This is a genomic window from Pedobacter nanyangensis (assembly GCF_003313505.1).
GTDB lineage: Bacteria > Bacteroidota > Bacteroidia > Sphingobacteriales > Sphingobacteriaceae > Pedobacter > Pedobacter nanyangensis.
Genome location: NZ_QMHO01000008.1, coordinates 145,557 through 160,061 on the forward strand (window position 1 = coordinate 145,557; position 14,505 = coordinate 160,061).

The 14,505-nt window shown below is 43.8% G+C and carries 8 protein-coding genes; 3 read left to right on the top strand and 5 right to left on the bottom strand.

The features are described 5' to 3' along the window. From DUT71_RS14260 to DUT71_RS14270, 3 genes are all read left to right on the top strand, one after another. Positions 1 to 1,462, top strand: a 1,462-nt coding sequence (locus tag DUT71_RS14260) for a DUF7507 domain-containing protein (RefSeq protein ID WP_162796056.1), incomplete at its 5' end; no start/stop codon positions are given. 3 nt (positions 1,463 to 1,465) lie between these two features. After that, positions 1,466 to 2,392 (top strand): PorP/SprF family type IX secretion system membrane protein, encoded by a 927-nt coding sequence (locus DUT71_RS14265; protein ID WP_113663215.1) that lies wholly within the window; start codon positions 1,466 to 1,468, stop codon positions 2,390 to 2,392. An 18-nt stretch (positions 2,393 to 2,410) separates the two neighbouring features. Continuing rightward, on the top strand, positions 2,411 to 4,564 hold the full coding sequence (locus DUT71_RS14270; protein ID WP_113663216.1) for an OmpA family protein: 2,154 nt from the start codon (positions 2,411 to 2,413) through the stop codon (positions 4,562 to 4,564). 46 nt (positions 4,565 to 4,610) lie between these two features. Here DUT71_RS14270 and DUT71_RS14275 read toward each other — a convergent pair whose 3' ends face one another. From DUT71_RS14275 to DUT71_RS14295, 5 genes are all read right to left on the bottom strand, one after another. Next, complete coding sequence (locus tag DUT71_RS14275; RefSeq protein ID WP_113663217.1) at positions 4,611 to 8,660, bottom strand: two-component regulator propeller domain-containing protein; 4,050 nt, start codon at positions 8,658 to 8,660, stop codon at positions 4,611 to 4,613. A 123-nt stretch (positions 8,661 to 8,783) separates the two neighbouring features. After that, positions 8,784 to 10,421 carry a T9SS type A sorting domain-containing protein gene (locus tag DUT71_RS14280; RefSeq protein ID WP_113663218.1) on the bottom strand — a complete coding sequence of 546 codons (1,638 nt, stop codon included), beginning with the start codon at positions 10,419 to 10,421 and terminating at the stop codon, positions 8,784 to 8,786. Positions 10,422 to 10,681: 260 nt separating this feature from the next. Further along, positions 10,682 to 12,046 carry a sulfatase family protein gene (locus tag DUT71_RS14285; RefSeq protein WP_113663219.1) on the bottom strand — a complete coding sequence of 455 codons (1,365 nt, stop codon included), beginning with the start codon at positions 12,044 to 12,046 and terminating at the stop codon, positions 10,682 to 10,684. A gap of 48 nt (positions 12,047 to 12,094) precedes the next feature. Continuing rightward, on the bottom strand, positions 12,095 to 12,430 hold the full coding sequence (locus DUT71_RS14290; RefSeq protein ID WP_162796057.1) for a hypothetical protein: 336 nt from the start codon (positions 12,428 to 12,430) through the stop codon (positions 12,095 to 12,097). A 10-nt stretch (positions 12,431 to 12,440) separates the two neighbouring features. Beyond that, a complete protein-coding gene (locus tag DUT71_RS14295) occupies positions 12,441 to 14,501 on the bottom strand; it encodes a RagB/SusD family nutrient uptake outer membrane protein (protein ID WP_162796058.1) in 2,061 nt (686 codons plus the stop codon). Between the last annotated feature and the right edge of the window lie 4 nt (positions 14,502 to 14,505).

The following is a 14,505-nucleotide window of genomic DNA, read 5'->3' on the forward strand; positions in this document are numbered from 1 at the left end:
CGCCAAGGACCCATCGGCGGCCAACGTAACCGACAAATCGGGCACAACCGGAACAAACGATACCCCAACGGAAACTGCCGTGCCGGCAAACCCCAAGATCACCCTGGTGAAATCTGCGGTTAGAAACGGCACGCTGGTAACTTATACGTTCATCATTAAAAACACTGGTAACGTAACCTTAAATAATATCAACCTAACAGATGCCAAACTAGGCCTAAGCAACCTTGCCGTAACCGTACCTGTTGGTGGACTATTACCGGGGGCTAGCGTAAGCACCACGGCCAATTATACTTTAACACAGCTTGACATTATTGCGGGCTCCATAAGTAACACGGCAACTGTAAAAGCAACTACGCCTGCCAGCACCGAAATAAATGATGTATCTGGTACTACAGAAGCCAATGATACGCCTACCGTACTGGCGTTGCCAGCGCCTCCTACGGCAAACAACGACAATGCTACTACACCTCCTAATGTGCCCATTACCATTAATATTTTGGATAACGACACCAAGGGCGGTGCCAACTTAGTACCAAATACGCTAATTATTATACAACAGCCACAGCATGGTACATTAAGTATTGATCCAGCCACTGGACGTGTAATTTATACGCCAAACGCCAACTACCAGGGCACTGATAGCTTTACTTACACCATTAAGGATGCTAATGGCTTCGTATCTAATGTTGCCACAGTAATTGTTAATGTTAAAGATGTACCTAAAATAGGCTTGGCAAAAGCCTTTGTAAATGCGGTAAAAACCACCAATGGTTCTTACGATATCACCTATAGGTTTACCGTAGGCAACTATGGCTCGGCGCCGTTTAAAAATGTAAGTATCAAAGACGATTTGAGGCAGGCATTTAACGGCGCAGTATTTCAAGTGAGAAATATTCGCAGCTTGGGCAGCCTAAATGTAAATACCGCATTTAACGGCACAACCGATATCGAAATGCTACAGCCTGGAAATACATTGGCTATTGGCCAGCTGCAACAAATTGAATTGGTTGTAAACGTTACGTTAACGAGCGGAACCAAAACCACCTACTACAACAAGGCCATTGCAGAGGGAGAAAGCGTTACTGGACTTAAAGCCACCGATGAATCGACAGATGGTTTGAAGCCAGACCCTAAAAATGATGGTGATGTAAGTCCCGCCAATCCAACTCCTATTGACCTGCAAAGGCCTAAGGAGTTTATCCCTGGCGGCTTTTCTCCTAACGGTGATGGCACCAATGATACCTTCGTCATTGAAAACATTGGCTTTAAACGCTTGTCACTTGAGGTGTTTAACCGATGGGGAAATCGGGTATACCGCAGTAATGACTACAAGAATGATTGGGACGGTAGATGTACCGAGGGAGTATCCATTGGGCAAGATCTTCCGGAAGGCACCTACTTCTACATTGTCATTCTAGATGGGAAAGAAAAATACGTAGGTAACATTACTTTAAAACGATAAGAAATGAAAAGATCTCTCATATTAGTTTTTATAGCCTCATTATTCGTTGGAAAAGTAAATGCCCAGCAAGAGGCCATGTATTCGCAATACATGTTTAATACTCTGGCCATTAATCCGGCCTATGCAGGAAGCAGGAACATCACCTCGGCTACGGCGCTTTACCGTAGCCAATGGGTAGGTATTGACGGTGCTCCCGAAACATTAACATTTACGATTGATGCGCCGTTGAACAACAAAAAAATAGGTTTAGGCCTGCAGGTATTTAGTGATAAGATTGGGGTTACGCAAAATAGCGGCGCCCTGCTCAGTTATGCCTATCGTATCCGCATGGAAACGGGAACCCTTTCTTTTGGCTTGCAAGCGGGCTACAGCCAATACCGGGCCGCATTGAGTTCGGTTCCGTTGAATACCTACAGTTCAACCGACGTAGCCTTCAATAGCGATATCAACAAAGGCTTGCTCAATTTAGGCACTGGGATATACTACAACTCCGACAGGTTTTACATCGGCCTATCGGCGCCACAATTGCTCAACAATCAGCTAAATAACTTTACGGTAACCAACGACAATGTGTTTAGAGGCCAGGCACTTCACCTTTTCCTTGCTTCGGGTTATGTGTTTCCATTATCGGAAGATTTTGACCTTAAACCTTCTGTGCTGATCAAGGGCGTTAAAGGAGCGCCAATACAAGCCGATCTCAATGCTAATTTATGGATCAAGCAAGTATTTTCCATTGGCATGCAATACCGCACCAGTGCCGACTTGGCTGCCATGATGGAGGTGCAAGCTAGCCCCCAGCTCAGGTTGGGCTACTCTTACGACCGCAGCACAACTAAACTGGTACAATTTAACTCGGGCAGCCACGAAATCATGTTACGTTACGAGTTCGGCTTCGAAAAGGGCAAAACCATTTCGCCTCGATATTTTTAACACCTAGCCTAGTCAAAAATGAAGATCAAAATTACCCACATCATCGTATTTTTAATGGTTGCGGCCTTGGTACCAAGTTCTACTTTTGCACAAAAAGGAAAAACTGATGCTACTTTGACCAGTGCCGAAAAACAGTACAACGCCCTTAAGTATGCCTATGCCATTCCGCTTTTAGAGAAAGTATTACAGGAGCAGCCTGATAATACAAAGGCCATTGAACTTTTGGCCAATTCGTACCGCAAAACCAAACAATACGCCCCTGCTGCGCAATGGTATGGCAAGTTGGTTAATATAAGCCCACTAAAGCCCGAATGGGCGCTGGCTTATGCCGAGGTATTGGCCAACCTTAGCCAATATGAAGCATCCGAAAAATGGTACCACAAATATCTGGCCTTGGCCAACAACGATACAAGGGCTTTGGATTTTGCCAAAACCTACCCTAGCGTAGCTGGCTTTATGCAACACAAAAAGCGCTGGAAAATCGGTTTTACCAATTTAAATACTTCCTTATCAGAATATGCGCCAATGTACTATCAAAATGGGCTACTTTTTGTGAGCAATCGAAAATCAGAAAAGCTCACTAAAAATGTATTTGGATGGGATCAAACACCTTTTTCCGACCTCTATTATGTAGATGAATTGAGCAAAATAAGTACGGTAAATGTGGATAGCATATTGCGTGCAGCAAAGTCTAATCCAAGTCCAAAAGCTTATTACCGGATCAATAACGATGATACCCGCCGTACCAGTAACGACAGCAGAACATTTGTAGATCATCCATCGGTAATGAACGACACACTGTCCAAAGCGTTGGGCAATCAAAATTTGGCAGGCAAATTCATGGGCTTTGTCAATACCAAGTACCATGAAGGTCCGGCGGCGCTTTTACCTGATGGTTCGCTGATGTTTACCCGCAATAACTATTTTAAAGGCAAGGCCAGAAAAAGCAGCGATGGTATCACCAAACTTAAAATGTACACCGCCGCCGCACCAGGCTTTGATGCGCTGGAACCATTTGCCTACAATAGCGACGAATATTCTGTTGGTCATCCGGCCCTAAACAAACAAGGTACCCTACTCATTTTTGCCTCAGATATGCCAGGCGGTTTTGGAGGTTCCGATTTGTATTATTGCACCAGAACAGGAATTAACGAAGCGTGGAGCAAACCGATAAACATGGGCAAAGGCATCAATACCGAGGGAGACGAGCTGTTTCCTACTTTATACCAGGATGCTACGCTGTTCTTTTCTTCTACTGGGCACGCTGGTTTGGGAGGTTTGGATATTTTCCAAAGTGAGCTTGATGGCACTACAGTAGTGGGCAAGCCGATCAACCTGGGAGCGCCAATCAACTCATCAGTAGACGATTTTTCTTTGATCAGAGATGAAAATGGCCTACAGGGTTTCTTTACTTCCAATCGTAGGGGGAATGATGATATTTACGCTTTCAACTATCAGGACTACAAAATCATCCTTAAAGGTAATTTATCCGAAAAAACTACCGGACAAGCATTAGCCAACCTTAATATCGGCCTTAAACTACCTAACCAGCAATTGTATGTCAAAACAGATGCAAATGGAAATTTCACCTATGAGCTTCCAAAGGAGGCAAGCATTGGCGTTTTTACCCATGTACCAAACTATCAGGCTGTACATTTAGACATCGGAACACAAGGGATCAACAATGATACCGTGCTGTTCAGAAACATTGCCTTGGAAAAGCTGATGGAAACAGCAATCAGCAAGACCTCTGTTGAAAATTGCGATTCGATCAAAAACCTGATCAAACAATTCATCATCTATTATGATTTGGATAAGTCTTTTATTAGAAAGGATGCCGCAGCTGTTGCCGACAAGCTGGCGATCTTCCTTAAGCAGCATACAGAGTTTGAGCTGGTAGCGTCCAGTTATTGTGATAGCCGGGCTTCCCACGCCTACAATATGGCCCTGTCCCAACGCAGATCGCAATCGGCCAAGCAATACCTGGTTAACCGAGGTATTGAAGCAAGCAGGATCAAGATCAGCTACTACGGCGAACAGCACTTGGTGAACCATTGTAAGGACGGTGTAAACTGTACCGAAGCGCAACAACAACTTAACCGCCGAACGGAGTTTTTCCTTCTTTACCAAGGCAAAAACCTGAAAGATTTAGCTTGTAAGGATTTCAAATAATTGGCAAAAGAGCACCTGATCGGTGCTCTTGCTGTTTGAGGCAAATTTACTCGGCTTTTTTCTTTTCCATATACTCTGATGGCATGTAGCCATAGTACTGCTTAAATGCGGTAGAGAAATAAGAAGGTGAATTAAAACCACACATATAAGCAATTTGTGCGATGGTGTAACGTTGTGTTTGCATCAGCTCCACGGCCTTCGTAAAGCGAATCCGTTTAATGAAATCAGTAGCCGATTCGCCTGTAATGGCTTTAAACTTGAGATAGAGGTTGGACCTGCTCATGCCTATTTCCCTGCTGAACTTATCTACCGAGAAATCGGAGTCAGATAGGTGGTTTTCAATGATCGCAATGGCTTCCTTTAAAAATTCTTCATCAATGGTATTAAAGGCAATATTCTCGGGAACAATTTCCTTGTTTTCGGCGTAATATTCTTTAAGGCGCTTACGCGATTTAAGGATATTGAGCAGTTTAGCTTTGAGCAATGGCGGCGAAAAAGGCTTGGTAATATAATCATCGGCCCCCATTTCCATGCCCTTTAACTGCTGCGACAATTCTGATTTTGCGGTGAGTAAAATCACTGGAATGTGAGAAGTGTTAATGTTTTGCTTAATGCGCTTGCACAAATGTAGCCCATCCAATTCAGGCATCATGACATCGCTTAGCACCAAATCAACCACATTATCTTCCAAATATTGCAAAGCTTTTTGTCCATCGGTGGCGGTATGTATCTCAAAGCTATCTTGCAGAAACTCCTCTAGATAGCTTAAGATTTCCTCGTGATCATCTACCAATAAAATTTTGGCAGTTTTAAATCCTTGCTCTTGCAACTGTTCAACCTCCACTCCAGCTTCTTCTACCAAGCCCAGTTTTTCCGCTTTGCGTTCAAGCTCCTGCGCGTCAACCTTTGGTTTACTATCATCGGTGTAATAATGCTCTGACATGGGCAGCTCAATTACAAAGCTACTTCCCTTGCCCAGTTCACTTTCTACATAAATACGGCCATGATGCAGCTCTACCAAACGTTTGGTAAATGCCAAGCCCACACCTGAACCCAAATTGGCCTCGCCGCCATCCACTTGGTAAAAACGGTCAAATACTTTATCCAGTTCCTCTGCGGCAATGCCCATACCTGTATCGCTCACTTCCAGTACCACAAAATTATCCTTTATGGCTAAAATGACACTGATCCGCTGTTGCGGCTGTGTGTACTTAAAGGCATTGGACAGTAAGTTGAACAACATTTTCTCCAAAGCATCTCTATCAAAAAGCAAAGATAAAGCTGATGTAGCCGGCTGATAAGTGTAATGGATGTGGTTCTTTTCGGCCAGCGGCTTAAACGATTCATAAATTTCCTGCACAAAACTCACCATATCGCCACGGATTACCTTTAGTTTACGGGTACCTCGTTCGGTCTTTTTAAATTCAAACAACTGATCAACCAAATGGTACAGGCGTTTGGCATTGGAGAACATGAGCTCATGTTGTTTGCGTAGCCATTTATCGGGACCTACCCGCTCCAACATTTCTTCCAATGGTGCCAGCAGCAGCGTTAAAGGTGTGCGCAGCTCATGCGAAACATTGGTAAAAAAGTCCATCTTTACCTGATTAATGTACTGTACCTTTTCCTTATCCAAGCGTTCCATTTTCAATTGGTGCAGGGTACTCATACGCTCGGAAACAATACGATAGGCCAGATAGGAAAAGCCAAACAGTAAGGCCAGCAACAATAAATAAAACCAAGTAGATTTATACCATAGCGGCTCAATTTTAACTTCCAGTTTCTTGAGGTTGCTTTCTTCGCCATTTGGCCCAATGGCCTTAACCAAAAAGGCGTAAGTACCTGCTGGCACATTATTGTAAGCTACCTTTGGGTCTTCGGTTGATTGCCAATCGGTATCAAAACCATCCAATTTGTACAGATAGTAGGTACGATTGGCCGATAGGTAGTTAAAACTGTTGAAATAGACATTGAACTGCTTGCTCTCCGGGCCTAGGGTGATTTGGGTTGCCTCGTCAATAGGGCCTTCCAAAATATCGGTTCCATCATTAAAAACCACGTTTTTGCCAAGCACCTCGAGGCCGGTTAAACGCAATTGTAGCTTAACTGCTGCTTGCTTTACCCACGAAGGATAGAAATAGGAGATCCCCTTGATGCCCCCGAATAGCAACATGCCATCCGAGGTCCTGCAAAAAGCGTATTCGTTAAACTGGTTGCTTTGTAGGCCATCCTTTTCGTCAAAGGTATGGATATGGCCCTGATCAGGACTAAATTGTACCAAGCCATGGTTGGTAGAAATCCACAGGCTACCGTTTTCATCGGGCACAATGCCGTAAACGGTACCATTCAAAAAGTCTTTCCTGGTGTCGCTGGTAATGAACGAGCGGCTTTTTTCGTCATAAAGCGCAATTCCTCTACGGGTACCAATCCAAATGCGGCCTTTTTGATCTTCGGCCACGCAATTAATCATGTCATCTGCCAATTTGGAGTTGGGCAATAGGCCAAACAGCAGGTTGTCAGGATAAAATTGGGCTACACCACTGGTGGTGCCAATCCAAATGCGATTTTTGCTGTCCTGGAACAGGTAAGTAATTTCATCCGACCGCAGCCTACGGCCTGCATTATCCAACAGGAAGTGAGTAAAAACCCCTGTTTTCGGGTTAAATTGATCTAGGCCCGAATAAGTTCCTACCCAAATACGGCCCCGGTTGTCCTTAAGCAAACTATACACCAAATTGCCAGCAATACTTTGTGGGTTGGCGTCGTTGTGCAGGTAATGTTTTACGGCGCCCGTATTTTTATCAAGCACATTAAGCCCGCCATTATGCGTACCAATAAGCACCTGATTGTTGGGGCCAAATACCAACGATTTAATGTTATTGGTATTTAGGCCGCTTGCATTTCTTTCCCTAGCGGTGTAATAACTGATACGGTTGTTTTTGCGGTTCCAATAATTCAATCCCTTATCATTGGTTCCAATCCAAATGCTTCCTTCGCTGTCTTCCTTAATAATACTTACCACCTCGTCGTTCAGCGAAAGTTCGCCTGTTTTTTGGCTCAGCAGGTTAAATTTAATATGATTTTGATGGTAATAGTTTACTCCGCCATAATACGTACCCAGCCACATCCCGTTTTGCCTGTCCCTAAAAATACAGCGCACCGAATTTTGGCTTAACGTAAATGGCTGCGAAAGCTGGTGGTAGTAGTTTTGAAAAGTTTGGCTTTTGGTATTGTAAATGGAAAGGCCCCTAAAAGTGCCCACCCAAATGTTGCCCGATTGATCTTTGCTGATTGCTCTTACATTGTTATCGGCCAAAGTATTTGGAGCCGATGAATGCTTAACGACCTTTACTATGCCAGTTTTGGCATGTAAACTGATCAAGCCGCTTCCCTCCGTACCCAACAGTAACCAATCACCATCTACATAGCCACAGTTTACCTCGGGTTTTGCAATGCCCAAATCAAGCTGGTCAAATTTCAGTTTTTGGGTTGATAACTGGTACAGGCCTAACTCTGTACCCACTACCAAGCTATTTTTCCAATAATTGATAAAAGAAACGTGCTTGATGCCGTAGGCTCTTACATCTACATTGAGGGGGACAAACTTTTTGGCAGTTTTCGAGTAGCTGAAAATATCGCCTCCGGTTGAACTGGCCCACAGGTTTTTATGGCCATCTTCAATGATGCCGGAAATATTCCATTCTCCCGCAGTGCGAGCCAACTGGTAGTTTTCAAAATCATCGGTAGCATAATTGTATTTGCTGATGCCCCGGTTGCCGCCCACCCATAACTGCCCGCTTTTATCTACATATAAATAACTGATGTAACTTGAGGCAATGCTTTTAGGATTGGCATGTACAGGGCGATAAATGGCAAAACGCCTACCATCATACCGGTTAAGGCCATCTTTGGTAGCCATCCATATAAAGCCCAGTGTATCTTGCGCTATTGAAAATACGGTGCTTTGCGATAGGCCCTTATCCACCGAGATATTACGGAAATGCTTTTCGTCTCGCTGGGCACGGGCATCGCCAATTGCTAGGCAAAGAAAAAAAAAGCTGATACATAAATACGCCAAAAAGGCCCTACTTTTCATAAAACCGTATTAATTTCATTAACAAGTTAAGGATAAGCTTCGAAAAAACACCTACAAATTACCCCATATAAATGTAGGAGGCCACCAATGAAGGTGGCCTCCCGAAACCAAATATAATTATTGTTAGTTTAGTGCAAACTTTTTAACCAATTGCAAGCCCTCTCCTTTTACCGTGGCTACGTAAACACCTTTAGCTAGGGTTAATGGAAGTTCATATTGGTTAATTCCAATAGCAATGGCTACCTGTTGCTTAGCTACCACACGGCCAGTTATATCAGTAATGCTGATGCTGCCTACTTTTAACGCTTGCTCGCTGTTGAGCTGAAGGCTTACTCCTGTTCTGCTTGCTTTCACGGTAAAATCAGCTGATGATAACGCTACAAAAGCAACCGCTGGGCCATAAGTGGTACGCTGACCATCTTGATCTACTTGCTGTAGCTGATAATAATTATTCCCTTTTGGCGCATTATTATGCGTGAAACTATATTTTGCACCATTTGGTGTATTGGTAGGCCGTTGTCCAATTTGGCTAAAATCTTTACCGTTGGTAGCATGCCATATTTCAAAACGATTGCTGTGCTGCTCTGATGCCGTTGCCCAGCTCAATGCCACATGGGTGCCTAAAGCCTTTGCGCTAAGTTTTTCGGCCAACGTTACCGGAAGGGTTACCGTAGTGCCCGGTGTAAAGGCTAGTCCTCTAAATCCCGAACCTGTTGGAGCCGTAGCCACATTGCTGATGGTTATACCTACCGTGGCATTGCCAATGGTGGTGTTGTAGGCGGTTTCATCGGTGATTTTTTTAATGCTATTGGTGGTATTGTTTGAAGTAACAGCGTAAATAGTGATCTTATCGTTCTCTATCCTGCCTGTTAAAAACCTAAAGCCATTATCGGCAACGGTACTGATATTGCCATCTATTTTTCCTGCGGCTGTCCAAGTAGCGCCATGATCTGTAGAGTAATATTTAAACAAGCCATCGGCAGCTGTTGCGGCGCTGGCCGCAGTTCCCACGTACATTACCTGATTGGCACCTATTTTAAACAATACAAAATCATGCGCATTAGTTAAGGCCAACAAAGGTGCTGGAGATGTTACGCTACTGGCAGCCGTTGGCAGGTTGGCATCAAAAGCATTAACCCCAATATTGCCAACCTGGCTAGAGGCATAAAGTTTACCATGGTATATTTTTGCACTAATGGTATTCAATGAATTAACCGATACCGAGGTTGAAAGTGTAGCTGAGGTTGGATCGTAAACCGAATACCTGGTGCCGGCACCATGGCCAAACAAATAGGTACCATAAGTGCCATCGCCAAGAGGATAGGCCATAGCTCCCCTGTTTACATTGGCGTTGGTATGCGCATTGGTTACAATTTTGGTTACCGTTTGATTGGCATTTACGGCCACAAAGGTTCTACTTGGTGCATTAATTGAAAACAGCTCGGTATTGCCCGCACTTGGTGGAAGCTGATTGTAACCATAAAGGGTAAGCAACTGCTGATCGGTAGACAAATTTAAATAGCCTGTAAACTGATTGCTGGCGGATCCGTAGGGGAGATAAAAATCATCTCCGATAGATAAATTGGTTGAAGATACTGCTGCCCCGCCAATGGGCGCATATTCCTCTAAGCTTACCGTAGCAGCCCGATTATAAGTTGAATTAGGCGTTACTTTGGTAACTACCAAATTATTGGGTGTAAACTGTGCGTGAGCGCAAGCAGCTATCGCCAAAGCAAAAAATGTAAGTAGAGTTTTTTTCATACCCCTAGGTTTTTTGGTAAACAAATTCTTCTGTTAAATAATTGGTTAGGGCAGTATTTACCGCCAATCAAAACTAAAAACCTAAGGATATGCGCTATTTCAATTTTGGTTAAATAACATTCAATTTTGGTTAGCGGTGGTTTTATACCTTGTTTTGTTGCCAACCTCGCAGGTTTTAAAGCTACGAGGTTCAAATAGCACAGGTACCATAATGGTGTTCTGGCTGGTATCTCTTAAACAGAAACAAGTTGGAATGAAAATTACCATCCGGAGTTAAAGGAATCACCATTTTGCTTGCACCATTGTTTCAGGTAGCTGCGCATGCCTTTAAGCTTTTTGGAATATGCCTTGTCAAAGGCTAAATTTTTCATCTCCCACGGATCTTTGCTCAAATCAAACAATTGCTCCCTAATTTCTCCTTGGTTATAAACGATATACTTCAAATCTTTGGTGATAACTGCCCTTCCGTTAATTCCCATGAGCTGTTCGTTATCTGCAAAATCTGTTTCAATAACCAAGGTGTCCCTCAATTGTTTAGTAGGCTCCGCTATTCTCTTACTTAAATCAACGCCTTTAAGATAACTGGGCAATTTTACCCCCGTAAAACCTCCAATGGTAGGAATGATATCCACGCCGTTGCATACCAGCATTTCGTCGGTACGTGGCTGCCATTGGCCCAATTTAGCAACGATGAAAGGTATTTTGGCTGATTCTTCATATAGGATTTGCTTCTGGTTCCAACGATGTGCGGCATAACCATCGCCGTGGTCGGCAGTAAAAATGATGATGGTATTTTTTTCGAGGCCATATTTCTTTAACGAAGCCAATAGCATGCCGATATACACGTCTACCTTTTCTACCAAGCGGTTATAGGCCCATCGGTATTGGCGCCATTGGCCGGGGGTCCAGTTCACGGTTGGATAGGTCCTGAAACTTACTTTTTGCTGTTCTCTCACAATTTTAGGTTCATTGGCCTGTATGTCCCAGTTAGGGGGCAACTCTGGACATAAATGTGGCGGCGGGGCATCCGCCAACACGTCCATTTTTAAGGCGTCGCCCCTAGCCCACTCACAAATATCATGAGGGTTTAAGAAAGAAGCCACCAGCAAAAACGGATTATTCTTATTTTCCTTTAAAAAACGAGCACAGTAAGCAGGTGTTGCCGCATCATTATAATCCAAAAAGTTGGTATTTTCGATATAGTCAAAACCGTGCTGGCTTACTTTGGTAGTGGGGATCGGCAAATGCCATTTCCCTACATAACCGGTTTTATACCCTCCGTTCTTCAGTATCTTGCCCATTACCATCAAACTATCAGACCATAGGCCATCTTTTTCTGGCGCATTGCCTACAAAACCTGTTTCGTAAGGCATTTTACCACTAAAAATGGCGGTGCGTGAAGGTGTACATAAGGGCTGTGCACAATAGGCTTTGGTAAAGCGTACACCATTAGCTGCCAGCCTATCCATGGCAGGAGTGTACAGATCTTTATTCCCTGCATTGCTCATGGCATCAGCGGTTTGCTGATCGGTCATGATCAAGATGATGTTGGGTTTGGTTTGTTCCTGTGCTTTTACAAAAAGTACAGAAAAGCACCACAGCATTAGGCATAAGAAAACTCGCATCGGTATTTAATATTAAAATTGAAGTGTGCCATGATGACACACTTCGGATTAGTTTTTTGGACGTTTATATTCTTTGGCAAACTTGGCCCAGGCGGCTCTTTGCTCAGGAGTCATGATTTCCTGTTCTTTCTTGCTCTGGGCCTTGCTAAGCTCCTCCAACTTTGCTTTCTTTTCTTCCTCGGTCAGGCTAGCATCTTTAGTAATTTCGGCCTTTGCCTTGCTTACCTCCAAGATAAGATCATGCATTTTTTGCTTGTTTTCAGCAGATAAATTCAGCGAGGTAAACACCGAATCTCTTACTTCTTTCATGCTTTTTGGTTTGGTTTGGGCAAAAACAGCCGACGCTGCCAAAAGCATTAAGCCCATCAATAGTGATTTCTTCATTTTTTTGATTTTAATATCCAGGGTTTTGCCCAATTGATTTGTTTACATCAGTTTCACTTAAAGGTATTGGATAAAGTTCATGCTGATTTGCTCTAAAATTAGTGGCTGATACGTAGGTATAGTTGGTACGGATAATTGATTTGGTGTAGGCAATTTTTGCCCCCAGGATATTCCAACGTATTAAATCGCCCCTGCGTAAACCTTCAAAGCTCAACTCAAGCGCTCTTTCTTTTACAATGGCATCAAAAAACGTTTGTTTGTTCAATCCTGTTGCCAAATCTGCATCGGCGTTGGTGGGCTTTGGCAATAGGTTAGCTTTTACTACAGCGGTACTGGCATAGGTAAATACCGCTCCCGTGCTGGCTGCCGCCGAATTGCCCGAAGTATGTGTTGGCGGTGTATTGGTAGAAGTGCCCGCGGTAGCTACTCTGTAATAATTATTGCCTTGTTTTACGTAAGTCCCAACCGTGTAAGCCCTGGCTGCGGCCCAATTTGCCGTATTATCGGGCCATGGGTTGGTTACCGTTACGGTTGGTGCGCTGGTGTAGCCATAGCCTGCATTAATGGTATTAGGATAGCCAGTGGCAACCACGGTCATTGGGCCTAGGGCACCAGTAGATGAAATCAAGTTTGCACCGCCAATAGCACCGGTTCCGCCACCGCCAGTGATGGTAAAGGTTGGCACCGCCGAATAGCCGCTACCTGCAGAGGTTAATTCAATGGCAATGCTATTGCCCGGCATATTTACGCCATAGCCCCTCCTTCTTACTTCATTAATGGCATCATAGGCCAGGGCGTTTGGCCCCTCGTTTAGCTCATTTTCTACCTCGGCACGCATCAACAGCACATCGGCATACCGCATTAAAACAGTATTGATATTGGTACTTTGCTGCTCTTGTAAAGCTCCGGTTTGGTATTCCCTGCTCCATTTACCTACTCTCCAGTTTTCTTCTCCCCTTGAAGCCAGATAGGGAACTTTCAAACCTGTGGCGTTGATCTGATAGGCTGCTACCGAAAAATCGCGTCGAAGATCCTTAAGATCAAACGAATCAAAAAATGGCTTGAGTACTAAAACCCTTGAGTTGGCCGATCTGTAAACTCCATTGGCCGTTGTTGGGGCATTAAATTGGCCCACTGCATTACCACCAACGCTTGAACTAGCCTGATTAAAGAAGGCAACCTCAAACAAGCTCTCCTTGGGCTCTAGTATATGTTGACATTGATTTTTGAACACCTTGGTATAATCAGTATTAAGTGAATACAAATTACTTCCGATCACGTCATCAATTTGTTGTTTAGCTAATGTATAATAAGTTTTGTAATTGGCTGGTCTTTCCATTACACCCACACCGCCTTTATTGCGCAACGAATATCCTCCCGCATATAGGGCCACCCTAGCCAACACGGCTTTTGCTCCCCATTTATTGATTCTTTCATCGGTAGGCAAAGTAGCGGGCAATACTTCGGCCGCCTCTTTCATGTCTTTAATGATTTGATCGTAAATTACATAGCGATCAGTTGAAGGAACACCAAATTTTTCTCCAGCTTGCGATGGTGTAAGCTTAAGAGGCACATCGCCAAATAAGCGCACCAAATCAAAGTAATAGTAGGCCCGCAGGAACTTGGCCTCGCCCATCAATCTATTTAGAACTGCTTTTTGGGCTGCTGTTCCGTTGCTATAGGTTTCCATTTGAGGAATTTGCGCTATAACCACGTTAGCTCTTCCTATCCCCTGATAAAGCGCTATCCAAGTTTGGTCTAAAAATGCGCTTTCTTTGGTAGCAGCATAATGCGGAATTGCCCGCCATTGGTTGGCATCCACATTTCCATCTATTTGTGAAATATCGGTATCATTATCATAAACCAAATTAATGTACCAGCCATAGGTGGCCTGTTGGCCAAGTGATTGATAAACCCCTAAGGTTGCCATATAGGCCTGATTTTCGTTCTCGAAGAAATTAGCACTGGTAAAAGAAGAATATGGCTGTACCTCTAATGCTTTTTTACAAGATGTGGCAAAAAGTGATAAACAGATTGCGCTTAACCAAACTTTATTATTTATGAATTTCATTTTC